The following is a 23,210-nucleotide window of genomic DNA, read 5'->3' as shown; positions in this document are numbered from 1 at the left end:
TGTCCTTTGCCGAAAACCGATCCTCAAGCCAGCGTGTAGGCTGTTTTGACGGAGGTGAAGAATTCGGCGGCGTATTTGCCCTGTTCGCGGCTGCCGAAGGACGACGCCTTGCGGCCGCCGAACGGCACGTGGAAATCGACGCCGGCTGTCGGCAGGTTGACCATCACCATGCCGGCTTCGGCATTGCGCTTGAAATGCGTCGCATGCTTGAGGCTGGTGGTGGCGATGCCCGACGACAGGCCGAAGATCGTGTCATTGGCGACATGCAGCGCTTCTTCGTAATCCTTGACGCGGATGACGGCGGCGACGGGTCCGAAGATCTCTTCGCGGGAGATGCGCATGTCGTTGGTGGCTTCGGTGAACAGCGCCGGCTTCAGATAATAGCCGGGCGTTTCGCGCTCGAGACGCTCGCCGCCGCAGACGAGGTTTGCGCCTTCCTGCTTGCCGATGGCGATATAGTCCTCGTCCTGCTTGAGCTGACCGGGATCGACCACCGGGCCGATCTGCGTGCCCGACTTCAGCGCATGGTCGACATTCAGATTGTTGACGCGCTCGGTCAGAGCGGCGACGAACTTGTCGTGAATGCCCTCGGTGACGATGAGGCGCGACGACGCCGTGCAGCGCTGGCCGGTCGAGAAGAACGACGAGTTGGCGGCGGCTTCGACAGCGACGTTGAGATCAGCGTCGTCGAGCACCACGAACGGGTTCTTGCCGCCCATTTCCAGCTGGAACTTGCGGTTATGCTCGATAGAGGACAGCGCGACGCGCTTGCCGGTGCCGGTGGAGCCGGTGAAGGTCAGGCCGGAAAGATCCGGGCTGTCGAGCATGACCTGGCCGACGACCGAGCCTTTGCCCATCACGAGGTTGAGCACGCCCTTGGGCAGACCGGCGCGGTGGAGGATGTCGACGATCGCCCAGGCGCAGCCCGGCACGAGTTCGGCCGGCTTGAACACGACCGTGTTGCCATAGGCCAGCGCCGGGGCGATCTTCCAGGCCGGAATGGCGATCGGGAAATTCCAGGGCGTGATGATGCCAATGACGCCGAGCGGATCGCGGCTCATTTCGACGCCGATATTCGGACGCACCGACGGCACGGTCTCGCCCGTCAGACGCAGGCATTCGCCGGCGAAGAAATCGAAGATCTGGGCGGCGCGGATGGTCTCGCCGATGCCTTCCGGCAGCGTCTTGCCTTCCTCGCGGCTGAGCAGCGCGCCGAGTTCGTCCTTGCGGGCGAGGATCTCGTCTGCGGTCTTCTTGAGGATGGCGTGACGCTCGAGGATGCCCGAACGCGACCAGGCCGGGAATGCGGCCTTGGCGGCGGCGATTGCGGTCTTCATGTCGTCGGCGGAGCCGCGGGCGTATTCGCCCACCACGTCATTGGTGTCGGACGGATTGATATTGGGAACAGCGTCCCCGCCGATCCATTCGCCGGCGATCAGGTTCTGATGAAGCGCCATAGTATAGTCTCCTTGTTCAGGCGCGGCCCTGACGGGCGCGCGCGCCTTTTCATTAAAGTATGCGGACGGCGACGTCGGCCTCTTCGGCGACGGCCAGCGGATTGCGCAGCGCCAGACCGAAATCCGGGGCTTCGATTTCGAACACGTCGCCCGGCTGGGGCTTGACGCCTTCAGCGAAGGACAGCGTGGCCGTGCCGAACATGTGCACATGCACCTCGCCCGGCTGGCGGAACAACTCATATTTGAAGTGGTGATATTCGAGATTGGCGAAAGTGTGGGACATATTCGCTTCGCCCGACAGGAAGGGCTTCTCGAAAATCACCTGATCGCCGCGGCGAATACGCGATGTGCCGCGGATATCCTCCGGCGGCGCGCCGATGCGGATTTCCGGGCCGAAGCTGGCCTGGCGCAGCTTGGAATGGGCGAGATAGAGATAGTTGATCCGTTCGGTGACGTGATCGGAAAACTCGTTGGACACCGCAAAGCCGACCCGGAACGGCGTGCCGTCCTCGCCGATCACATAGATGCCGGCCATTTCGGGCTCTTCGCCGCCATCGAGCGCGAAGGAGGGAGACACGAGCGGCTGTTCCGGAGATACGGACTGCGTGCCGTTGCCCTTGTAGAACCATTCCGGCTGCACGCCCTTTTCGCCGGCCTTCGGCTTGCCGCCTTCGAGGCCCATGCGGAACATCTTCATGGAATCGGTGAGCGTCTCCTCGGCGGCTTCCGAGGTCTTCTTGTGCATGGCGTCGCGGGTCGCGGCGGAGCCGAGATGCGTCAGGCCGGTGCCGGTGAGATGCAGATGCGCCGGATCCGGATGGGTGATCGGCGGCAGGAAGCGCTTCTCGTCGCGGATCTGAATGAGATCGATAACATTAGCAAAACCGAAAGAAATGATCACGTCCTTCAAAGCCTTGCCCTGGGAGGCCGCCAGCATGGCGAGCTGGTACACGCTTTCGGCGCCCTTGACGATGCGGGCTTCGCCGCCCAGTTCGCGGGCGACGACGGCGACGCCGCCTGTCTCAGTCTTGATCTGCGAAATCAGCACGATTTATTCCTTTCGCGAGCATATCTCATATGGGGTGGCCCGCCCGGGGCGCAAAGCCGTCCGGGCGGGAAATCGAGGAAGGGCTCAGCCCTTGCGCTTGTTGTAGACGTCGAAATAGACGGCGGCGAGCAGGACCAGACCCTTCACGAGCTGCTGGTAATCGATCGACAGGCCCATGATCGACATGCCGTTGTTCAGCACGCCCATGATGAAGGCGCCGACCACGGCTCCGGTGATCTTGCCGACGCCGCCGGACGCGGACGCGCCGCCGATGAAGCAGGCCGCGATGACGTCGAGCTCGATGCCGACGCCGGCCTTCGGGGTCGCCGAATTCAGGCGAGCGGCGATGATCATGCCGGCGAGGCCGGCGAGAGCGCCCATATTGACAAAGGTCAGGAAGGTCAGGCGTTCGGTGTTGATGCCCGAGAGCTTGGCGGCCTTCTCATTGCCGCCCATCGCGTAGATGCGGCGACCGATGGTGGAGCGGGTCGTCACGAAGCCGTAAAGGCCGATCAGCAACGCCATGACGACGAGAACGTTCGGCAGGCCCTTATAGGTCGACAGCTGGAAGCCCAGATAGATGGCGACGATCGCGGTGACCGCCATCTGCGCGACGAAGAAGGTGAAGGGCTCGTTCTGCGAACCATGCTGCTCGTTGACCTTGCGGGTGCGGAAACCGCTGTAGATCATGTAGGCGACGCCGGCTACGATGACGATCAGCGCGAACCAATTCTTGATCAGGCTGGTCGAAGGATCGGAAACGAGGAAGCCGAAGAAGTCAGGCACGAAACCAGTCGAGAGAATCTGGAAGTCCTTCGGGAAGGGGCCGAGCGGACGGTTCTGCAGCACGAGATAGGTGAGACCGCGGAACACCAGCATACCGGCCAGCGTCACGATGAAGGCCGGAATCTTCTGATACGCGATCCAGTAGCCCTGAGCCGCGCCAACCACACCGCCGATGATCAGGCAGAGCGGCACGACGATGATCGGGCTCATCTGCCATTTCACCAGCATGATCGCCGACATGCCGCCGACGAAGGCGACGATGGAGCCGACCGACAGGTCGATATGCCCCGCGACGATGATCAGCAGCATGCCCAGCGCCATGATGACGATGAACGAGTTCTGCAGCACCAGATTGGTCAGGTTGACCGGGCGGAAAAGCACGCCTTCGGTGATGACCTGGAAGAACAGCATGATGACGACGAGCGCGATCAAAAGCCCGTATTCGCGGATGTTCTTGCGGAAATAGGCGCCGAAGGACACCTCGTTGGATGCGGTGGTCGAATTTTCCGAGACCATTAGTGTTTCTCCCCGGAGCGCATGATGGCGCGCATGATGGATTCCTGGCTTGCTTCCGCCTTGGGAAGTTCGGCGACGATGCGTCCTTCGTTCATGACGTAAATGCGGTCGCAGGTGCCGAGCAGTTCGGGCATTTCCGACGAGATCATCAGAATGCCTTTACCCTCGGCCGCCAGTTGATTGATGATGGAGTAGATTTCGTATTTCGCGCCGACATCGATGCCGCGCGTTGGCTCATCGAGGATCAGCACTTCGGGATTGGTGAACAGCCATTTCGACAGCACAACCTTCTGCTGGTTGCCGCCCGACAGGTTCACGGTTTCCTGATAGATCGAATGCGAGCGGATGCGCAGCTTGCTGCGGTAATCCGTGGAGATCTTCGATTCCTTGTGCTCGTCGATCACGCCCATGGACGACACGCCGTCGAGATTGGCGAGCGTGGTGTTGTCCTTGATGTTGTTGATCAGCACGAGGCCGAGATGCTTGCGGTCCTCGGTCACGTAAGCGAGGCCGGCGTCGATCGCCTTGGGAATGGTGCTCACGTCGACCGGCTTGCCATGCATCTGCACATCGCCGGTGATCTTGTGCCCCCAGGAGCGGCCGAAAATGCTCATCGCAGTTTCCGTGCGGCCGGCGCCCATCAGTCCGGCGATGCCGACGACTTCGCCGGCGCGGACATGGAAGGCGATGTCATGCAGGAATTTCCGGTCGCGATGGTTCTGGTGATAGACGTTCCAGTTCTTGACCTCGAGGATCGTCTCGCCGATCGGCACGTCGCGCGGCGGATAGCGATCCTCCATGTCGCGGCCGACCATGCCCTTGATGATCGTGTCCTCGCTGATCTCTTCCTTGTGACAGTCGAGCGTCCCCACGGTTCCGCCGTCGCGCAGAATGGTGATCTGGTCGGCGACCTTGCGGATCTCGTTGAGTTTGTGGGAAATGATGATCGAGGTCATTCCCTGGCGGCGGAACTCCATCAGGAGTTCGAGCAGCGCATCGGAATCCTTTTCGTTGAGCGAGGCGGTGGGCTCGTCGAGAATGAGGAGCCGAACCTTCTTGGACAACGCCTTGGCGATTTCCACAAGCTGCTGCTTGCCGACGCCGATATCGTTGATCAGCGTGCTGGGCGCCTCCTTGAGGCCGACCTTGTCGAGCAGGTCCTGGGTGCGCGCAAACGTCTGCTGCCAGTTGATCACGCCCCTCTCGGCGATTTCATTGCCGAGGAAGATGTTTTCCGCGATCGACAGGAGCGGCACGAGCGCCAGTTCCTGGTGAATGATGATGATGCCGAGATGTTCGCTGTCGGAGATCTTGCCGAAGCGGCGCGCCTCTCCGTCGAACAGAATTTCGCCGTCGAACGTGCCCGCGGGATAAACCCCGCTCAGCACTTTCATAAGGGTTGACTTGCCAGCGCCGTTCTCCCCAACCAGCGCGTGGATCTCGCCTTGGCGGACCTTGAAGCTCACATTGTTCAGGGCTTTCACGCCCGGAAACGTCTTTGTGATGCCCCGCATTTCCAGAATGATTTTATCCATGTTGCTTTTTCCAGCACCAGACAGACGCCGATAGCGCCGGGCCGGGCGACATTCAGGGGTCCCATACTATGTGAGAAAGGGTCCGCATGTTCTGCGGACCCCAGATTGTGAAAGACGCGTGATCAGTTGTTGATCTGGTCTTCGGTGTAGTAGCCGGCGCCCACGAGGACGTCCTTGGCGTTGGTCTTGTCGACCGCAACCGGCTTCAGCAGGAAGGACGGAACGACCTTCACGCCGTTGTCGTAGGTCTTGGTGTCGTTGATCTCGGGCTCCTTGCCGGACATGATGGCGTCGACCATGCCGACGGCAACCTTGGCGAGTTCGCGCGTGTCCTTGAACACGGTCGAGTACTGTTCGCCAGCGAGGATGGACTTGACCGACGGCAGTTCGGCGTCCTGGCCGGTGACGACGGGCATCGGCAGGTCGCCGGAGCCGTAGCCAACGCCCTTCAGCGCGGAGATGATGCCGATGGAGAGACCATCATAGGGCGACAGCACGCCGTCGACCTTGGCGTCGGTGTAGGTGGAGGACAGCAGGTTTTCCATGCGAGCCTGGGCGACAGCGCCGTCCCAACGCAGCGTGCCGACCTGATCCATGCCCATCTGGCCGGACTTGATCACGATCTTCTTGGAGTCGATCAGCGGCTGGAGAACCGACATCGCGCCGTCATAGAAGAAGAAGGCGTTGTTGTCGTCCGGCGAACCGCCGAACAGTTCGACATTCTTCGGCTCGGTTGCGCCGTCGAGCTTCAGGCCCTGAACGAGCGAAGTCGCCTGCAGCACGCCGACCTGGAAGTTGTCGAAGGTCGCGTAGTAGTCGACATTGCCGGAATCGCGGATCAGGCGGTCGTAAGCGATGACCTTGACGCCAGCGTCATGGGCCTTCTGCAGGATGTCGGACAGCGTCGTGCCGTCGATGGCGGCGATCACGAGCACCTTCGCGCCCTTGGTGACCATGTTTTCGATCTGCGACAGCTGGTTCGGAATGTCGTCATCGGCGAACTGGAGGTCCGGGGTGTAGCCGGCGTCCTTGAACAGCTTCTCCATGGTCTCGCCATCGGAGATCCAGCGCGTGGAGGTCTTGGTCGGCATGGAAATGCCGACGGTGCCCTTGTCGGCGAAAGCCGGGGCGACGAAGGTCGCAACGGACATGGCGGCTGCAGCGAGCAGCGAAGTAATGATTTTCATAAAGGTTCTCTCCCTGGTTCATGAAACAGCCAACAAAGCCGGCTGTCGGCGAAACACTGGGAGGTATAGGCAAACACCCTGGCATGCCTTCCGCGACCGATCACGGAAGGAGTGGACCGAGGCGCTCCTCCAACTCCCCTCCCCTGCGTTCGAGCGCAAACTGCTCTTAAATCGATATAACTGTCAAATACAATAGTGATAGATCTCTATATCAAAAGTGATATAATTAACAAAAAGTCATACTTTTCAATCGGAAACGCCGCATGGACGAGAGTGGAAATTTAACGGCGGGACCGCCGGCAGCGCCCAAGAACCGCTATCAAGCTGAAAAAGAGAGCGATTCCCTCATCAAAAGCGGCCTGAAGCTCAACCACCTCAGATTGATTTCGGCACTCGCGGATCACGGCCAGGTAAGCGCTGCGGCGGAGGCCCTGACGATTTCCCAACCTGCGGCTTCCCGCATGTTGCACGAAATCGAATCGATTCTCAAAGCACCTTTGTGCGATCGCGTCGCCAAGGGCATGGTCATGACGCGCTTCGGCGACGCGATGGCGCGGCGGGCGCGGGCGATCCTGCTCGAAATCCGCGAGGCGGACCGCGAGATCACCGAACTCAAGACGGGCTATGGCGGCTCGGTGAACATCGGGTCGGTGACGGCGCCGGCGATCAGTCTCGCCGTGCCGGCGATCAACCGCGTGCGCGCGCTTTATCCCTCGATCCAGATCAACATCCAACAGGACACCAGCAATTCGCTGGCGCGCGACCTCATCTCGGCGCGCTACGATTTCATCATGGGCCGGATGCCGGACGACATGAGCCCGCGGCAGTTCGACGCCCGGCCGCTGGGGCTGGAAAAAGCCTGCATCGTCGCCCGCGCCGGCCACCCGGTGCTCAGAAAGCGGCCGGTGAGTCTGGCGGAGCTCAGTGAATTCGAATGGGTGTTCCAGCCGCCGGGCTCGCTGCTCAGGCGCACTCTGGAAGTCATGTTCATCGAACGCGGCCTGCCCCTGCCCTCCAATGTCGTCAGCACGCCTTCGGTGACGCTGACCATGGCGCTCATCGCCGAGACCGACGCCATCGCCCCGATCGCCGAAGACGTGGCGCGCTTTATCGCCGCGAGCGGCAACCGTATGGGCCAGATCGCCATCGTGGAGACCGATTTCCACATCAATCTCAAGCCCTACAGCCTGATCACCGCCCGAGGCCGGGCGCTGCCGCCTTCGGCCAAGCTTTTGCATGACGTGATCCTCGACGAATGCGAGCGCATCCGGCTGGACGATGGCGGAGAAACCTGACGCCGCGCCAGCCTCGATCCATGCAGGCCGGGCAGAACGAAGTCGACAGGAGACGTGATGCCGGTTTTTGGACGCAGCCTCTTCGAGACGGTGCTCGAAGGAATGGATCGCCAGGAGGAGCCCGCCGAGGACATCGGCGCGGCCTATCAGCCGCCACGCGGCCTCAGGGCCTCTTTCGTCGGGCTCGCCGAAGAGGCGGACGAGGCGTCCGCGGCGCGTGACGCCCGGCTGGATTGGGCCGGACTGTTCGACGACTATGCGCCGCCGCCGAAACTCAAGGAACCGCCTGCCTGGCTCGACCGCCTCTCGGACGCGGAGATCGCCGAGGATCTCGCTCTTGATCAGTGCAAGGGAACGGCGGCGATCCGCGACCGGCGGCGGGAATTCGCGTTGGCCAACCATCCCGACCGCGTCGGGGCCGACTATCGCGCTGCGGCCACGCGGCGCATGATGATCGCCAATCAATTGATTGACACGGCGCTGGCCCGCCTCGCCTGATCGTCAGAGTTCAGTCTGATCCGCCGCCATCACCGCCGCCATCGCCGCCGTCGTCGCTGTCGTCGGCCGTGGGGGCCGGCGCCGGCGCCGCTTGTTGCGGCGGCTTATAGGCGATGATCAGCGTGTAGATGCAGTAAGCAGCAAGAGCGACCGCGATGACCATCCAGAACGGCTGCCAGGCATAGATCTCCAAACCGGCCCAAACCGCGACGGAGGCGCAGATTGCGTAGCGCCGGACCGCCGGACGATAAAATTCCGACGACGTGTCGATCAGATAGAAGGGCGGCTTGTTCTTGTCGGACGCCATGGATGCCTCGGCTTGAGTTCACGGTTTCGCAAATCGCATGTTCGGGGCCATCGGGCAAGGGCGATACGCCTGTGTCGCGGCCGGTCATAACGGAACATTTATTCCACTCACGCCGAATTGATCCGGTCATTCCATTTTGATATGGAGGAGGCGCGACCGGTCGGAGCGAGGCGTTTGGCTGGCCGGAGGAGTCATCAAGCCGGTTATTCGCGCTGCGAGGCCAAGGCGTCAGAGCCTGCCCGCGCGCGCCTGCAAGCGAGAAAGAAAAGTATCATGACAGTGAGATTCGGGGTTCTGGGCGCCGGCCGCATCGGCAAGGTGCACGCCAAGGCGGTAAGCGGCAATGCCGACGCCAAGCTCGTGGCGGTGGCCGACGCCTTTGCCGAGGCGGCGACTGCGCTCGCCCAGCAATATGGCGCCGAAGTGCGCTCGATCAGCCAGATCGAAGCCGCCAACGACATCGACGCGGTGGTGATCTGCACCCCCACCGACACCCATGCCGACCTCATCGAGCGCTTCTCCCGCGCCGGCAAGGCGATCTTCTGCGAAAAGCCCGTCGATCTCGACGCGGGCCGCGTCGAGGCCTGCCTGAAGGTGGTGGAAGAAACCAACGCCAAGCTGATGGTCGGTTTCAACCGCCGCTTCGACCCGCATTTCATGGCGGTGAAGCAGGCGATCGACGAAGGCAAGATCGGCAAGGTCGAGATGGTCACCATCACCTCGCGCGACCCGGGCGCGCCGCCGGTGGATTATATCACCCGCTCGGGCGGCATCTTCCGCGACATGACCATCCATGACTTCGACATGGCCCGCTTCCTGCTGGGCGAAGAGGTCGTCTCCGTCTCGGCGCACGCCGCCGTTCTCGTCGACCCAGCTATCGGCGAGGCCGGCGATTTCGACAGCGCCACCGTGATCCTGGAAACGGCGTCGGGCCGTCAGGCCGTGATCACCAATTCCCGCCGCGCCACCTATGGATACGACCAGCGCATCGAAGTGCATGGCTCGGAAGGCGTGGTCTCGGCCGAAAACCAGCGCCCGGTGTCGATCGAAATCGCCAATGGCCAGGGCTATACCCGCCCGCCGCTGCACGACTTCTTCATGACCCGCTATACCGAAGCCTACGCCAACGAGATCGCGAGCTTCATCGCTGCGATCGAACAGGGCGCGGCGATCAGCCCGACCGGCACGGACGGCCTCTTGGCGCTGAAGCTCGCGGATGCCGCGCTGGAAAGCGTCAAAACGGGCAAGCGCGTCGCGATCTGACACGGTTCTGATAAAACTGGACGCGTCGATGCCCTATTTCGGCGCGACGCGTCCGGTTCGTTAACCAGAGAAGCGTCTCTTTTTGCGGATCTATTCCTGCGCGCGTTAGACAGGCGTCGCATCGATGGAGACGCCGCATATGCCCCTCAACACGGAAGAACAGCGCTATCATGTGCTGGACGGTCTGCGCGGCGTGGCCGCCATCGCCGTGATGTGCGGGCATTTTCTGTCGGCGGAATTTCGTCTGCTCGGCCACCCGATCGTTCCCTTCACCCAAAGCTCGCTCGCCGTCGACCTGTTCTTCGTGCTGAGCGGTTTCGTGCTCTGCCATGCCTATGCGGGCCGCATCGCAGACGGCATGTCGCTGCGCTGGCTCATGACCAAACGCTTCGTGCGTCTCTACCCGCTGTTCATCACCGGTCTCCTGCTCGGCGCCCTGACCTTGGCGCTGCTGATCACGGCCGGCTTGACGACCATGAACCCCGAACGGGCGATGGCGAGCGTCGCCGTCAACCTGTTCTTCCTGCCGTTCCTGTCGCATGACGTCATCCGCGATCTCGCCGCCCACGGGTCGCTGGTGGCGTCGATCTTCCCGGCCAATCCTCCCGCCTGGTCGCTGTTCTTCGAAATGCTGGCGAGCCTGGCCCTGCCCTGGCTGATCGGCCGGAGCACGCGACAACTGGCGGTCGTCATCGCTCTGTGCTGGGTCGGCTATTTCGTTTTCGGCCTTTACACCGGCCTCCCCAACGACAAAGCCGGCTTCAATCCCTCGCTCGGCTGGAGCACGGATACGGTCGCCGGCGGCTTTTTCCGCGTCGGTTTCGGCTTCGCTCTCGGCGTGCTGCTCTATCGCAGGCTTAGGGAAATCGGCCCGAAAATCCGCGCCTCGGCGTCTTTCAGGCTGTTTACGCCGGGATTGCTCTATCTCGCGGCCTTCTGCCTGCTGATCAATCCCTTCGCCGCGCGCGGCCTGATCACGGTTCCGACCTTGCTCGTGGCGATCCCTGCGATCGTGGCGATCGGCGCGATGTCGCAATCCGCAAGCGCAAGAATGGAGCGCGCCTCCATCTTTCTCGGTTATCTCTCCTATCCGCTCTATTGCCTGCATTTTCCGGTGGGACGCCTGACCGCGCTTGCCACCCGCGACCTGAACCTCTCGACCTGGAGCTTTGCCCTGCTCGCCGGAAGCCTGTCGATCCTCGCAGCCCTCTTGGCGGCGGCCTTCATCGACCGGCCGCTGCGACGGATGATCGCCGCGCGGCGTCACCGGCGCGCGTCTCAGCCTGCCGGTCTCGAGCTTGGAGAATGACCGCGTGACGGGCGCAGCGACCAAAGAGCGGTTTCCCGTGCTCGACGGCATTCGCGGCGTCGCCGCGATCGCCGTGATGCTCGACCATTTCATGTCCGAAGAGATCCATCTGTTCGGCCACACGCTCTACCCGTTTGCGCAAAGCGCCGTGGCGGTCGATCTCTTCTTCATGCTGAGCGGTTTCGTGCTAGCGCACAGCTATGGCGAGCGGGTCCGCGCCGGCATGCCGCTCAAGGCGCTGCTGGCGCGCCGCGTCGTCAGGCTTTATCCGGCTTTCGTGGTCGGCACCGGTCTCGGGCTGATCGCGCTTCTGCTGCTGGTCGGCACGCGGGCCACGTCCTTCAGCCTCGGTCAAAGCCTCGAAAGCGCCGCCGTCAACCTGCTCTTCCTGCCCTTTTTCAGCACCTGTTCGCTGGAAGACATGAAGATCCACCACATGGCCACCGGGCCGCTGTTTCCCGCCGACACGCCGACCTGGACGCTGTTCTTCGAAATGATCGGCACTGTGCAGTTCATCGGTCTTGCGCGCTTGAGGACCAAGGCGCTCTGCCTGTTCACGGCCCTCGCTTTCGCTATTTTCATCGTCTATGGCGTTCATATCGGCCTCTCGCCAGGACGAGAGGCGTTCAATCCGTCCGTGGGCTGGAGCGAAACCAATTTTCTCGGCGGGTTTCTGCGCATCGCCTTCGGGCTGGGCGCAGGCATGCTCCTGCATCATGTGCATCGCTGGCGACCGGAAATTGTACGGCGGCTGGTCCCCGATGCGCTCCGTCGTCCTTGGATCGTCTACGGCCTGCTTCTGGCGTTGCTCGCCAATCCGATCGGCTTCAACGGGGTCGTAACGGCGGTCAGTCTCGTCACAATGATCCCCATCCTGTTGCTCGCCGCCGCCGACCCGGCCCTGACGAACAAACGCACAGAGAGCATATCGCGGCTGTTTGGGGCGCTGTCCTATCCCATATTCTGCCTGCATTACCCGATTGGGCGGCTGATCCTGATCGCGAGCCATGGCCACCCGATGTCCAACCCGGCCTTCACCACGATTGCCGCCGCGACTTCGATTCTCTCTGCTTACGCTGCGGCGCGCTGGCTGGAGCCGCTCTGCCGGACCTGGCTCGGCGGTTGGCTTCTCGATCGCCCGCGACCTCCGACGGTCGCGGTCTGAGATCAACCGAGCTGGATCGACAAGATTTCCGGCCAGGCTCCGACACGGATAGGCAGCATGGTGCAGCCCAGGCCGCGCGAGACGACAAGATCGCGGCCGCCCTTGTGAAAATGCCCCGCCGGATAGCGCGCGGAACCGACCGACGCCGAAACGGGCCGCCAGCCGAACAGGTTGATCTGTCCGCCATGGGTATGGCCGGAGAGCGTCAGACTGACGCGGCCATCGGCGCGATCGAAGATGTCGGGTTCATGCGCCATCAGCAGGACCGGCTCGTCGGTATGAATGGCGTCCAGCGTCAACGGCAGATCGTCGGTTCCGGCAAACTGCGTGCGCCCGAACCGTTTCCCCGGACGCAGCGCCATCTGGTCGCCGAGGCCCGCGAGCCAGAAGCCGACGGCATCCTTTTCGATCCGCACGGCCCGGTTGACATAGACCTCGACGCCGATGGCGCTCAACGCCTTCTCGGCGATCGTCCGGCTTTTCGGATCGCGCTGGAAGGACAGATCCTCCCAGCAATCGTGATTACCGAGCACGGCGTGAACGCCGAGCGGCGCCGAAAGTCCGGCCATCGCCGCAGACCAGTCGCTCGCCGGAACATCGGCGACGAACCTGTTCATGCCGCGAACATAATCCCCGAGCAGGAGAATGATGTCGGGCTCGAGCGCATTGGCCTGATCGCAGATGGAGCGGATACGCTCGGACGTCATCCAGGGATCGCAGGCGTGAAAATCGGCGAGCGCGACGACATGCAATTTCAAACGCGGCGTCCAATTCCTCGGAGTAAGCCGGTAGCGGGTCACGCGCGGCGTGGCCATGACCTCGACAAGCGGATAGCCTGCGAAAGCCGCAACCGTCGCCAGGCCGCCAAACGCCCATCGCAGAAAGGCGCGACGACTGAGCATGGTCACTCGTCGTCCTGGAAGAGGCCGATCTGCGTCTGCACGAGATTGGCGGGCGGCGTCAGCCCCAGATGTTTCCAGGCCACCGCCGTCAATACACGGCCGCGCGGCGTACGCTGGATGAAGCCCTGTTGGATCAAATAGGGCTCGATAATGTCTTCGATCGCGTCGCGCGGCTCGGACAGGCCCGCCGAAATCGTCTCGATGCCGACGGGGCCGCCGCCGAAATTGACGGCGATCATGGTGAGATAGCGTCGGTCGAGCTGGTCGAAGCCCATATTGTCGACGTCGAGCCGGGTGAGCGCCTTGTCGGCGATCTCGGCGGTGACCGCTTCGGCCTTGGCGACCTCGGCGAAATCGCGGACGCGACGCAACAGGCGACCGGCGATGCGCGGCGTCCCGCGGGCGCGGCGGGCGATTTCGCGCGCGCCGTCATCGGTCATGCCGAGCCCCATCAGCCGGGCGCCGCGCCGGACGATCGACTGCAACTCCTCGACCGTATAGAAATTCAGCCGCACGGGAATGCCGAAACGGTCGCGTAGCGGATTGGTAAGCAGGCCAAGGCGCGTGGTGGCGGCGACCAGCGTGAATTTCGAAAGATCGATCTTCACCGACCGCGCCGCAGGCCCCTCGCCGATGATCAGATCGAGCTGGTAATCCTCCATGGCGGGATAGAGGATTTCCTCGACCGCCGGGTTGAGGCGGTGGATTTCGTCGATGAACAGCACGTCGCGCTCTTCGAGATTGGTGAGCAGTGCGGCCAAATCGCCGGCCTTGGCGATGACGGGGCCCGAGGTCGAGCGGAAATTGACGCCCAATTCCTTAGCCATGATCTGGGCGAGCGTGGTCTTGCCGAGGCCGGGCGGACCGACGAACAGCACGTGATCAAGCGCCTCGCCGCGATTCTTCGCCGCCTCGATGAAGATCTTCAGATTGGCGCGCGCCTCCGCCTGGCCGGTGAAATCGTCGAGCGATTGCGGCCGGAGCGCGGTGTCGAGATCGTCGCCGCGCTTTTCGGGCGTGAGGAGGGTGTTGGGAGCGCTCATTGCAGGAGTTCCATTTCGGGTAACTGCCGCGCAGCAGCCATATCGAAGGTCCGAGTTGTCGAACAGCCGTCACGCTTGTTGCGCAAAGCAATAATGGTGTCGGCAAACTCAACGCTGGTGTCCGACATCCTCATCAAGGCTGCTCCAATCAGCTCTTCGTCTTCAAAAACAAGATCTTCAGCCTGCAAGAGGCTGAATACCGTATCCGCCACAAGCCGGCGCTCGAGTTTGAGACGCCGGCGAAGGTACCACGTGAATTCCAGCAAGGTGATACAGTTCACATAGCCCGGGTTTTCTTTCGATAGACTGTCAACAAGACCGATCGCGAGTTCGGTTTGTACCGGGTCATCCCTGAGGACCAGACGCAACAAGATATTGGTGTCGAGACCGATCATCGCGATGCCGCCACGTCATCCGCTATGGCGTCGGCAATGGACGTTTCAATATCTTCCACGCTTACCGCGGGACGATGAGGATCATGCAGCAATCCGGCCAGATCGACGGCGCGCTTATTCTTCACCCGCAGCATGACCCTGGCCCCATCAATGAAATAATTGATCCGGTCTCCCACCCTTAAGTTGAGCGCATCACGGACTTCAGAAGGGATGGTGGTCTGAGCTTTGGAGGTCAGCGTGCTATGGACGATCAACATGGCGACTTCCTTTCAAACTCGTCAACGTAAGGAACAGTAACACAAGTAAGGATCACCGCGCCAGTTCCTTCAAGCCAAGTCGGATGAGCTTGGCGCTGTCGGCGCCTTCGCCGCCATTCTTGAGCGCAGCAGCTACGGCGCTTGCAGCCTGGTCGCGGGAATAGCCGAGATTGGTGAGCGCGGAGACGGCGTCGGCCACCGGCGCCGGCGCGACGCCCTCACCCAGTTCCTGTTTGAGACCGATCGATTGACCGGCGTCGCCGCTGAAGGCCGGCGCCTTGCTCTTGAGTTCGGTGAGGATGCGGACGGCGACCTTGGGACCGACGCCCGGCGCGCGCGAAATGGTGGTTTTGTCCTGCAGGGCGATGGCGTTGGCGAGTTCCGACGGCGTGAGCGTCGACAGCACCGCCAGCGCCACTTTCGAGCCGACGCCCTGGACGATCTGCAGCATACGGAACCATTCGCGCTCAAGCCCGCTCATGAAACCGAACAGCTTGAGCTGATCCTCGCGCACATAGGTCTCGATGAACAGCACCACCGCTTCCCCGACCGAGCCGATGCGCGACAGCGTGCGCGCCGAGCAATGGGCGACGTAGCAGACGCCGTGGACATCCACGAGCACATAGTCCTCGCCGATTTCCTCGATCACGCCTTTGAGTTTTCCGATCATGACGTCCAAGCCTTCAAGAAAATGTGTCGGGGGAAACGAGGGTCAATCCGGGAAAATAGCGCGCGTAACGGTCGCCGTCCCGGGTCAAGAGTAGGTGTTTTCCCGTCAGCGCCTGCGCACCGATGAAAAAGTCGGGAAGCGTGCGCTCTCGTTGGCCGCCTGCCATGCGATAGAGCCGATGCGCTTTGCCAGCTGCAAAGGCCGCATCGAACGAGACCGTCTCCCGGATGGGGTCGAGATACCCCAAGACCGCAGTAAGCTGGGCTTCAGACAAAGGCGAAGCAGCAAGCTCAGACCAGACGACCGAACTCATAATGATCGGGCCACTGGTAAGGCACATTTCAAGCGCACGCGCCGACCAGGCGCGATGCGCCGTCGCGGGACCGAGTAGATCAATAAAGATATTCGTATCAACCAGCGTCGATGTCATCGCGCTCGCCCCGGATCCAGGTCATGAATTCGTCGGTCGTTTGGCCGTCGAGATCCAACATCCCCACCACCTGATCCGCCCATTCCCGAAACTTCTTGGCGGCGGCCCCCGTGCTTTCCGGGCTGGCCACAACAAGCAGAGCGCCATCGCGCGACGGAATGAAATCCACCTCGCTGCCCGGCTGGATTCCCAGATGGTCGCGAATCTCTTTCGGTATGGTGACCTGACCTTTTTCCGTAACGCGCATGGTAATACCCCTCCGGTATTACCTAAAGAGGAAAGCAGAACAAGTCAAGAACAAACTACAGCGCGGCCCTGGCCATCGCCTTCAGCCGGCTCGCGGCGCCGCCGAGGTGATGGGCATGGCAGATGGCGATGGCCAGCGCGTCGGCGGCGTCATTGCCCTGGAACGTCGCCTTCGGCATCAACACTTTCAGCATCATGTGAATTTGCTGTTTTTCGCCATGGCCGACGCCGATCACCGCTTTCTTGACCGCGTTCGGAGCATATTCGGCGACCGGCAGGCCGGCGCGGGCCGGAACCAGCATGGCGATGCCGCGCGCCTGGCCGAGCTTCAAGGTCGCCGTCGCATCCTTGTTGACGAAGGTCTGCTCGACCGCCGCCTCGTCGGGCTGGTGGAGATGGATGACGTCGGCAAGACCGTCGTGAAGCTGGCAGAGCCGCGAGGCGAGGTCGGCCTTGTCATCAGAGGTCACCGTGCCCGAGGCCACAAAGCGCAGCGAATTGCCGAGCGTCTCGATGACGCCCCAGCCGGTGCGTCGCAGGCCGGGGTCGATGCCGACAATCCGAATCAGAGCGCTCATGCGAATTTTCCCTTTTTGTTCTCATTAGGCCAGATTCGCGAGGATGAAAATAGCCGAGACAAGCCGGGATGGACGCGGATTGCAGTCGTTCCGCTACGCCAAACCGTCAACGAGTGAGTGCTTAACCATAACTTAAAGAAGTTAGGCAAAATGTAAGATAGTTACAAAAATGATCAGACCCTACGTCGCATCGCTGCGGCGGTCCGCGACGAATCTTCAGGACGATCCGTCTACCGCAGCCGGTGAGAACACGGTGTCGAGCATGTTTAAAGGTAAGGCGGATATGCCACGAATTTTTCAGTCGTTGAAAGCGAAGGTCGTCGCACTGTTCATAGCGCTCATCATCGTTTCCGTGGGCGCGCTCGTCTCTCTCGGCTATTTCAGCACCCGATCCGTGCTCGTCGAACAATCGGCGCGGTCTATGCGCAGCATCCTGGAATTCCGCGTCGCCACGCTCGAGGGCCGGATCGCCCAGATCAGCCATCAGGCGGGCGCGATCGCCGCTATCGAGGCGTTGCAGAAATCCATGGTCAATCTCAAGAGCGGCTGGAAGACCCTGGACAAGAAGCCGGGCGACGCCGCGGCCGCCCTTCGCAACGTGTTCATCGCCAAGAACCTCAATCCAGCCGGCGAGCGCGAGAAGCTCGTAAAGCCGGAAGGACCGAGCGGCTATTACTTCTCCGCGCATGAGGAATTGCAGCCCGAGGTCAAGAAACTTCTCGCCTCCAGCCCCTTCTCCGATCTGTTGATCGTCGATGGAAAGGGCAACGTCGTCTATTCCTACAAGAAGGACGAGACTTTCGCCGCCAATCTCGCCGACGCCGCCTGGGCGTCGACGGGCCTCGGCGCATTGCAAGCGAAGACCGTGGACGCGGTCAAGGCCGCCCAAAGCGACGATGTCGCGCCACTGTTCTCCGGCATCGGCGTCGACGCCAACACCGGTTCGGCGGAAGTCTATTTCGCAGCGCCGCTGCTCAATCTCGGAGCTCATCGCGGCACCTTCATGTTCCGGGTCAAGGACGAGGTTCTGGCCTCGGTGCTGTCCATGGCCATCCCGGCGGGCGGCAGCGAGCAGGCAAGCATCGTCACGACGGCGGGCGACGTCATCACCCCAGGCGCCGACGATAGGCTGAAGTCGGCCGGAAGACTGTCCGCCGACGACATGACAGGGCTCGACGCCTTTGGCCGCGACATCATCCGCGCCGACGGGGCCGCCAAAGCCTTTGCATTGCCGATGGAAATCGACGGCGCGCGCTATCACATGGCTGAAAGCGTGCTGACGGAGGAACTGGACGAGGGCTCCTTCACCGTCGCCGAACAATTGACGCTTCTGGGACTCGCCGTGCTCGTCGCCGCTGCGGCGCTTGCGGGGCTGATCCTCAGCCGCATGTTCCGTCCGCTGGTCAAGCTGGCGCAGGTCACCGAAACCGTGGCTGCCGGACGTCTGGACACCGTGATCGACGGCGCCGGCCGGCCCGATGAGATCGGCGTGATGTCGCGGGCGCTCGTCTCCTTCCGCGACAAGCTGGTGCGCCAGCAGGCCATGGAAGGCGAAGCGGAAGCCGCCCGCCGCGCCGAGGAAGAAGCCCGCCTCGCCCGTCTCGCCGAACAGGAGCGCGAGGCCGCGACCCTGCAGGGCGTCGTCGATGCGCTGGGCGAAGGCCTGACCCGTATGGCGAAGGGCGACATCGCCTTTGCGATCGACACGCGCTTCCCGCCCTCGCTCGACAGCCTGCGCCAGAATTTCAACGCCTCCATGGCGACGCTCGCCGATGCGCTGCAGGCCATCCGCCGCAATTCGCTGGCGGTTCGAGCCGGATCCGATGAAATGCGCGAAGGCGCCGATCAGCTGGCCGAGCGCACCGAACGCCAGTCGGTCGCCATCAGCGAAACCGTCTCCGCCATCAACGAGATCGTCCGTTCGGTCGACGCGCAGAAGGCGCGCGCCGGCGACGCCACCCGCATCGCCCGCGAGGCGGCGTCGGGCACGGAGCGCTCCGCGCATATCATGGAAAACGCAGTGCGGGCGATGGAGGCGATCCAGAACTCCTCGACGCAGATCAACTCGATCATTTCCGTGATCGACGAGATCGCCTTCCAGACCAATCTGCTCGCGCTGAACGCCGGCGTCGAGGCCGCCCGCGCCGGCGAGAGCGGCAAAGGCTTCGCCGTCGTCGCCCAGGAAGTGCGGGAACTGGCCCAGCGTTCGGCCCGCGCCGCCAAGGAGATCACCGATCTCCTCAACAAGTCGACGCTGGACGTGCAGGCCGGCGTGGAGCTGGTGGAGAAGGCCGGTGAAGCGCTGCAATCGATCGGCGGCTATGTCGGGCAGATCAATGGCCGCATCGAGGAGATCATGACGGCGACCGCCGCGGAAGCCGAAACGCTCGGTCACATCTCCTCCTCCGTCAACGCCATCGACGGCATGACCCAGCAGAACGCCGCCATGGTGGAGGAGACCACCGCCGCGATCCACCAGCTCGCCCGCGAAGCCTCTGAAATGGACGGCCGCATCGCCCAGTTCCGGCTCGAGGCCGATGAGGCGCGCCGGCAATTCCGCCGCGCAGGCTGATCGCTTTCGATCAATTCAGACGCGCCGCGCGATCGCCTCGCGCGGCGTTTGTCATGGGTTTGAGGTTGAAGGCCCCGCCCCTCGACCCTATCTCCGAGCTTTGGCAGGGAGCTGAACCATGACCATTCCCTTTTCGATCCTCGATCTCGCGACCGTCGCCGATGGCGGCACGCTGTCGGATGCGCTGGCCAACACCCGCCGCATGGCCATCCGCGCCGAGGATCTGGGCTACAACCGCTATTGGCTCGCCGAACATCACGGCATGCCGGCGGTGGCGAGCGCGGCGACCGCCGTGCTGATCGGCCATGTCGGCGCAGCGACCAAGACGATCCGCATCGGATCGGGCGGCGTGATGCTGCCCAATCATTCGCCCCTAGTTATCGCCGAACAGTTCGGCACGCTGGAAGCGCTGTTTCCCGGCCGCGTCGATCTCGGACTGGGCCGCGCGCCGGGCACCGACATGCGCACCGCCCGCGCATTGAGGCGCGACCTCGACCAGAGCGCCCAGGGCTATCCGCAGGATGTGCTGGAACTGCAGGCCTATCTCGCCGATCCCACTGACGAGCGCTCCGTTCTCGCCGTGCCGGGGGCCGGCGCGAAAGTTCCGCTCTGGCTGCTGGGCTCCAGCCATTACAGCGCCCATCTCGCCGGCATGCTCGGCCTGCCCTATGCCTTCGCCTCGCATTTTGCGCCCGACGATCTCCTGGGCGCGCTGGAGATTTATCGCGAACGCTTCCAGCCGTCCGCGCAGCTCAACCGGCCCTACGCCATGGTCGGCGTCATGAGCGCGATCGCCGACACCGATGAAGAGGCGAATTACCTCTTCACCTCGGCCCAACAGCAATTCATCAATCTCCGCCGCAACAACCGCACGCTCTTCCCCCGCCCCGTCAAATCCATGGACGGGATCTGGTCGGAACAGGAGCGGATCGGCGTCGAACACACGCTGCGCTACGCGATCGTCGGCTCGCCGGAAACCGCCTCGCGCAAACTCGCCCGCTTCCTCGCCGATACAAGAGCGGACGAGGTGATCGTCTCCACGCCTGTTCACGACATTGAGGCGCGGCTGCGCTCGATCGAGCTGTTCGCCGGGCTCAAGCAGGAGATGGCGAAGGCGGCGTGAGGCTTGAGCGACTCTATGCTTTGGAGTTGAAGTGCCTGCACAGCCCCTCATCCGGCTGCCGCCACCTTCTCCCCGCGCATGCGGGGCGAAGGACGATGGTGCGCAGGCTTTGCCAGATCCGCCTTCTCCCCGCAGGCGCGGGGAGAAGGTCCCGGCAGGGGGATGAGGGGCGGTCAGCCGCCGCCAAGCAATCAGGGAGCCCCAGTCTTGTCAGCCGCCCTCGTTCCAGAATTCGCCGTGTCCGACTGGCGACGTTCCAAGGTCTTTTACTGTGATGTGCTGGGCTTCGCCTGCCTCTATGAGCGTCCTGAGGAAGGCTTCTGCTATTTGGCGCTCGGCGCAGCCGAACTGATGATCGACCAGATTGGTCAAGGTCGAACCTTCGACGATGGCCATGCGCCACAGACCTACCCGTTCGGCAAAGGGCTCAATGTACAGATCCAGGTCGCCTCGATCGCAAACATGCTCGCCTCTATCGAGCGCCACGGCCTGACGCTTTATCTGCAGCCTGAGGAAAAATGGTATCGGGTCGATGACATGGAGACAGGCAACCGCCAGTTCGTGATCGCAGACCCCGATGGATATCTCTTGCGCTTTTTCGAGGATTTGGGACAGCGGGCGCTTTAGGACTGGCTGCGATTGAGGGCTTTGTGGGCGACCCCAATGGCGAAGCGTTGTTCACAGCCCCTCATCCGGCTGCCGCCACCTTCTCCCCGCGCCTGCGGGGCGAAGGGCGATGGGGCGCCGACATTGCCACATCCGCCTTTCTCCCCGCAACGCAGGGAGAAGGTCCCGGCAAGGGGATGAAGGGCGGAGCACACCGCAAACAAAAATGGCGCCGAGATGCCCGGCGCCAGTCTTTGATCAGGCCGAGAGCTTGGCCATCACGTCTTCGGGAATGTCCATATTGGTGTAGACATTCTGGACGTCGTCGTCGTCTTCGAGAGCATCCGTCATCTTCATCAGTGATTGCGCGCGCTCTTCGTCGACCGGAACGCTGTTCTGGGCCTTCCAGATCGGCTTGACGGTTTCCGCTTCGCCGATCAGGGCTTCGAGCGCCTTGGACACTTCGCCGAGGGATTCGAAGGCGCAATAGATGGTGTGGCCTTCCTCGTCGGTCACAACATCGTCAGCGCCGGCTTCGATGGCCGCTTCCATGACCTTGTCGGCGTCGCCGGCGGAGAGCTTGTAGGTAATTTCGCCGACGTGATCGAAGGAGAAGGAAACCGAGCCGGTTTCGCCCAGCGCGCCGCCGGCCTTGGTGAAGATCGAGCGGACATTCGAGGCGGTGCGGTTGCGATTGTCGGTCAGCGCCTCGACGATGACGGCGATGCCGCCCGGGCCGTAGCCTTCGTAACGGACTTCGTCATAGTTCTCGCCATCGGCGCCCGCAGCCTTCTTGATGGCGCGGTCGATATTGTCCTTGGGCATGGACTGGGCCTTGGCGTTCTGGATCGCCAGACGCAGGCGGGCATTCATCGTCGGGTCGGGCAGGCCAGCCTTGGCGGCCACGGTGATTTCGCGGGCGAGCTTGGAGAACATCTTCGAACGGATCGAATCCTGCTTCCCCTTGCGATGCATGATGTTCTTGAACTGTGAATGGCCTGCCATGGGCGTTCCTGCCGTCTTTGTTGTGACTGTCTTTTGGATGCGGCCTTATATTGCCGGACAGCACGCCGTTCAAGGGGGCCAAGCGCCGAGAGGGACGGTTAGAGTCCCTGAAGCACGAGGATCGTCGGCTTTTTCGGCAGGGACGACAGCGAGACGTCGACCCCGCGCCCCTCGGCGAAGCGGATCTCGAAGTCGGGGCCGAACATCGCCAGGAAGGTCTCGATGGGTGGACCGCGCCGATGCATGGGCAGCACCAGCGACGAGCGGAGCCGCTTTACGACCCGGCTCATCTTGTCCGCGCCCATGGTCAGCCCCCCATCGACGGGAACCATGACCACGTCGAGCCGACCGATTTCGGTGTAATGCCCCTCCGACAATTCGTGATGCAGGTGGCCGAGATGGCCGATGCACAGACCGGCGACCTCGAAGACGAAGATCGAATTGCCGTCCTTCTCCTCGCCGCCATAACGGCGGATATCGGTCGTGACATTGCGGATGAACGTGTCGCGCACCATCACTTCATGCCGCGCCTTCTCGCCCGGCGTATCGCTCCAGCCATGCAGCACGTAGTCGATTTCGGGCTCCGGCGTCAGGGTGAAATGGGTGGAATGGGCGTGGTTCATCGTGGCCACCATCGGCGGCGCATCCGGCCTGTGCCAGCCGGAATAATCGGTGGCGATGGTCACGCCTTCGGGCGTGACGATATGGAAGGTGGAATGACCGAGAAAGGTGATGCGCACCGTCTGATCGGTCAGCTCCGCATTGAGAACCGGCAGTCCTTCGCCGTGATAGGCGGCGTAACGCGCGCCGGGCAGGCCCTGCGCGATCGCCTGGCACTGGCTGAAATGCCTCGACCTGTCCTGAGCCAACAGCAGAGACGGCGATACAATCAGGAGACTCGCAAACGCCAACAATCTGAGCATGAGCATACCTCGACCGGCCTGTTTTGAGCAGGTCGGGAGGATGCGGCAAGCTGCGCGACGGGTCCAGTCCGCGCGCAGGATGCGCGCGTCACAA

24 protein-coding genes are annotated in these 23,210 nt (G+C 62.6%); 8 read left to right on the top strand and 16 right to left on the bottom strand.

Features of this window, described 5'->3' with window-relative positions:
* Positions 1 to 23: 23 nt before the first annotated feature.
* The 5 genes from E8Q41_RS07570 to chvE all read right to left on the bottom strand — a co-directional run bounded on the left by E8Q41_RS07570 (position 24) and on the right by chvE (position 6,529).
* The gene (locus tag E8Q41_RS07570) at positions 24 to 1,457 is read right to left on the bottom strand and encodes an aldehyde dehydrogenase family protein (protein ID WP_137154897.1); all 1,434 of its coding nucleotides are present in this window, start codon (positions 1,455 to 1,457) and stop codon (positions 24 to 26) included.
* Positions 1,458 to 1,509: 52 nt separating this feature from the next.
* Positions 1,510 to 2,505: an AraD1 family protein gene (gene araD1 / locus E8Q41_RS07565; protein WP_137154896.1), complete on the bottom strand. Its 996-nt coding sequence runs from the start codon at positions 2,503 to 2,505 to the stop codon at positions 1,510 to 1,512.
* An 84-nt stretch (positions 2,506 to 2,589) separates the two neighbouring features.
* Entirely contained in the window at positions 2,590 to 3,807 is a 1,218-nt protein-coding gene (mmsB, locus tag E8Q41_RS07560) for a multiple monosaccharide ABC transporter permease (protein WP_137154895.1), read from the bottom strand.
* Positions 3,807 to 5,342: a multiple monosaccharide ABC transporter ATP-binding protein gene (gene mmsA / locus E8Q41_RS07555; RefSeq protein WP_137154894.1), complete on the bottom strand. Its 1,536-nt coding sequence runs from the start codon at positions 5,340 to 5,342 to the stop codon at positions 3,807 to 3,809. Before mmsA ends, mmsB begins: the two co-directional genes overlap by 1 nt.
* 122 nt (positions 5,343 to 5,464) lie before the next feature.
* Positions 5,465 to 6,529, bottom strand: coding sequence for a multiple monosaccharide ABC transporter substrate-binding protein (gene chvE, locus E8Q41_RS07550; RefSeq protein ID WP_137154893.1), 1,065 nt, complete (start codon positions 6,527 to 6,529; stop codon positions 5,465 to 5,467).
* 263 nt (positions 6,530 to 6,792) lie between these two features.
* On the opposite strand from chvE, the gene E8Q41_RS07545 reads away from it, so the two are divergent.
* Entirely contained in the window at positions 6,793 to 7,824 is a 1,032-nt protein-coding gene (locus E8Q41_RS07545) for a LysR substrate-binding domain-containing protein (protein ID WP_137154892.1), read from the top strand.
* A gap of 57 nt (positions 7,825 to 7,881) precedes the next feature.
* Complete coding sequence (locus tag E8Q41_RS07540) at positions 7,882 to 8,322, top strand: hypothetical protein (protein ID WP_137154891.1); 441 nt, start codon at positions 7,882 to 7,884, stop codon at positions 8,320 to 8,322.
* A 10-nt stretch (positions 8,323 to 8,332) separates the two neighbouring features.
* On the opposite strand, the gene E8Q41_RS07535 is transcribed toward E8Q41_RS07540, so the two are convergent.
* Entirely contained in the window at positions 8,333 to 8,629 is a 297-nt protein-coding gene (locus E8Q41_RS07535) for a hypothetical protein (RefSeq protein ID WP_137154890.1), read from the bottom strand.
* A gap of 273 nt (positions 8,630 to 8,902) precedes the next feature.
* Here E8Q41_RS07535 and iolG point away from each other — a divergent pair, with 273 nt between their 5' ends.
* The 3 genes from iolG (at position 8,903) to E8Q41_RS07520 (ending at position 12,366) form a co-directional block, all read left to right on the top strand.
* Positions 8,903 to 9,892 carry an inositol 2-dehydrogenase gene (gene iolG / locus E8Q41_RS07530; protein WP_137154889.1) on the top strand — a complete coding sequence of 330 codons (990 nt, stop codon included), beginning with the start codon at positions 8,903 to 8,905 and terminating at the stop codon, positions 9,890 to 9,892.
* Between the two features lie 139 nt (positions 9,893 to 10,031).
* The gene (locus E8Q41_RS07525; protein ID WP_170976396.1) at positions 10,032 to 11,201 is read left to right on the top strand and encodes an acyltransferase; all 1,170 of its coding nucleotides are present in this window, start codon (positions 10,032 to 10,034) and stop codon (positions 11,199 to 11,201) included.
* A gap of 4 nt (positions 11,202 to 11,205) precedes the next feature.
* Complete coding sequence (locus E8Q41_RS07520) at positions 11,206 to 12,366, top strand: acyltransferase (RefSeq protein WP_137154887.1); 1,161 nt, start codon at positions 11,206 to 11,208, stop codon at positions 12,364 to 12,366.
* A 2-nt stretch (positions 12,367 to 12,368) separates the two neighbouring features.
* Here E8Q41_RS07520 and E8Q41_RS07515 read toward each other — a convergent pair whose 3' ends face one another.
* From E8Q41_RS07515 to ruvC, 8 genes are read right to left on the bottom strand one after another with little or no spacing between them, the layout of a single operon-like run.
* The gene (locus E8Q41_RS07515; protein ID WP_137154935.1) at positions 12,369 to 13,268 is read right to left on the bottom strand and encodes a metallophosphoesterase; all 900 of its coding nucleotides are present in this window, start codon (positions 13,266 to 13,268) and stop codon (positions 12,369 to 12,371) included.
* 2 nt (positions 13,269 to 13,270) lie between these two features.
* Positions 13,271 to 14,311 (bottom strand): Holliday junction branch migration DNA helicase RuvB, encoded by a 1,041-nt coding sequence (gene ruvB / locus E8Q41_RS07510; protein WP_137154886.1) that lies wholly within the window; start codon positions 14,309 to 14,311, stop codon positions 13,271 to 13,273.
* On the bottom strand, positions 14,308 to 14,706 hold the full coding sequence (locus E8Q41_RS07505; protein WP_137154885.1) for a PIN domain-containing protein: 399 nt from the start codon (positions 14,704 to 14,706) through the stop codon (positions 14,308 to 14,310). The genes ruvB and E8Q41_RS07505 overlap by 4 nt, the downstream gene beginning before the upstream one ends.
* Positions 14,703 to 14,963: an AbrB/MazE/SpoVT family DNA-binding domain-containing protein gene (locus E8Q41_RS07500; RefSeq protein WP_170976395.1), complete on the bottom strand. Its 261-nt coding sequence runs from the start codon at positions 14,961 to 14,963 to the stop codon at positions 14,703 to 14,705. The genes E8Q41_RS07505 and E8Q41_RS07500 overlap by 4 nt, the downstream gene beginning before the upstream one ends.
* Positions 14,964 to 15,015: 52 nt before the next feature.
* Complete coding sequence (gene ruvA / locus E8Q41_RS07495; RefSeq protein ID WP_137154884.1) at positions 15,016 to 15,633, bottom strand: Holliday junction branch migration protein RuvA; 618 nt, start codon at positions 15,631 to 15,633, stop codon at positions 15,016 to 15,018.
* A gap of 13 nt (positions 15,634 to 15,646) precedes the next feature.
* Positions 15,647 to 16,063 carry a type II toxin-antitoxin system VapC family toxin gene (locus E8Q41_RS07490; RefSeq protein WP_137154883.1) on the bottom strand — a complete coding sequence of 139 codons (417 nt, stop codon included), beginning with the start codon at positions 16,061 to 16,063 and terminating at the stop codon, positions 15,647 to 15,649.
* Positions 16,044 to 16,310, bottom strand: a complete 267-nt coding sequence (locus E8Q41_RS07485) for an AbrB/MazE/SpoVT family DNA-binding domain-containing protein (protein ID WP_137154882.1) — start codon at positions 16,308 to 16,310, stop codon at positions 16,044 to 16,046. Before E8Q41_RS07485 ends, E8Q41_RS07490 begins: the two co-directional genes overlap by 20 nt.
* Positions 16,311 to 16,365: 55 nt before the next feature.
* Positions 16,366 to 16,887 (bottom strand): crossover junction endodeoxyribonuclease RuvC, encoded by a 522-nt coding sequence (ruvC, locus tag E8Q41_RS07480; RefSeq protein ID WP_137154881.1) that lies wholly within the window; start codon positions 16,885 to 16,887, stop codon positions 16,366 to 16,368.
* A 283-nt stretch (positions 16,888 to 17,170) separates the two neighbouring features.
* Between ruvC and E8Q41_RS07475 the strand changes: the two genes are divergently transcribed.
* From E8Q41_RS07475 to E8Q41_RS07465, 3 genes are all read left to right on the top strand, one after another.
* Entirely contained in the window at positions 17,171 to 19,459 is a 2,289-nt protein-coding gene (locus E8Q41_RS07475; RefSeq protein WP_137154880.1) for a HAMP domain-containing methyl-accepting chemotaxis protein, read from the top strand.
* Positions 19,460 to 19,577: 118 nt separating this feature from the next.
* The gene (locus E8Q41_RS07470; protein WP_137154879.1) at positions 19,578 to 20,582 is read left to right on the top strand and encodes an LLM class flavin-dependent oxidoreductase; all 1,005 of its coding nucleotides are present in this window, start codon (positions 19,578 to 19,580) and stop codon (positions 20,580 to 20,582) included.
* Between the two features lie 207 nt (positions 20,583 to 20,789).
* Complete coding sequence (locus tag E8Q41_RS07465) at positions 20,790 to 21,209, top strand: VOC family protein (RefSeq protein WP_137154878.1); 420 nt, start codon at positions 20,790 to 20,792, stop codon at positions 21,207 to 21,209.
* A 237-nt stretch (positions 21,210 to 21,446) separates the two neighbouring features.
* Here E8Q41_RS07465 and E8Q41_RS07460 read toward each other — a convergent pair whose 3' ends face one another.
* Both E8Q41_RS07460 and E8Q41_RS07455 read right to left on the bottom strand, forming a co-directional pair.
* Positions 21,447 to 22,193 carry a YebC/PmpR family DNA-binding transcriptional regulator gene (locus tag E8Q41_RS07460; protein ID WP_137154877.1) on the bottom strand — a complete coding sequence of 249 codons (747 nt, stop codon included), beginning with the start codon at positions 22,191 to 22,193 and terminating at the stop codon, positions 21,447 to 21,449.
* A 98-nt stretch (positions 22,194 to 22,291) separates the two neighbouring features.
* Positions 22,292 to 23,116, bottom strand: coding sequence for an MBL fold metallo-hydrolase (locus tag E8Q41_RS07455; protein WP_246660113.1), 825 nt, complete (start codon positions 23,114 to 23,116; stop codon positions 22,292 to 22,294).
* Positions 23,117 to 23,210: the final 94 nt, after the last annotated feature.

The sequence above is a fragment of the Rhizobium sp. FKL33 genome, from assembly GCF_005222915.1.
GTDB lineage: Bacteria > Pseudomonadota > Alphaproteobacteria > Rhizobiales > Rhizobiaceae > Rhizobium_E.
The sequence above is the reverse complement of the archived record's forward strand: the minus strand, read 5'-3'. Positions and strand labels throughout refer to the sequence as shown.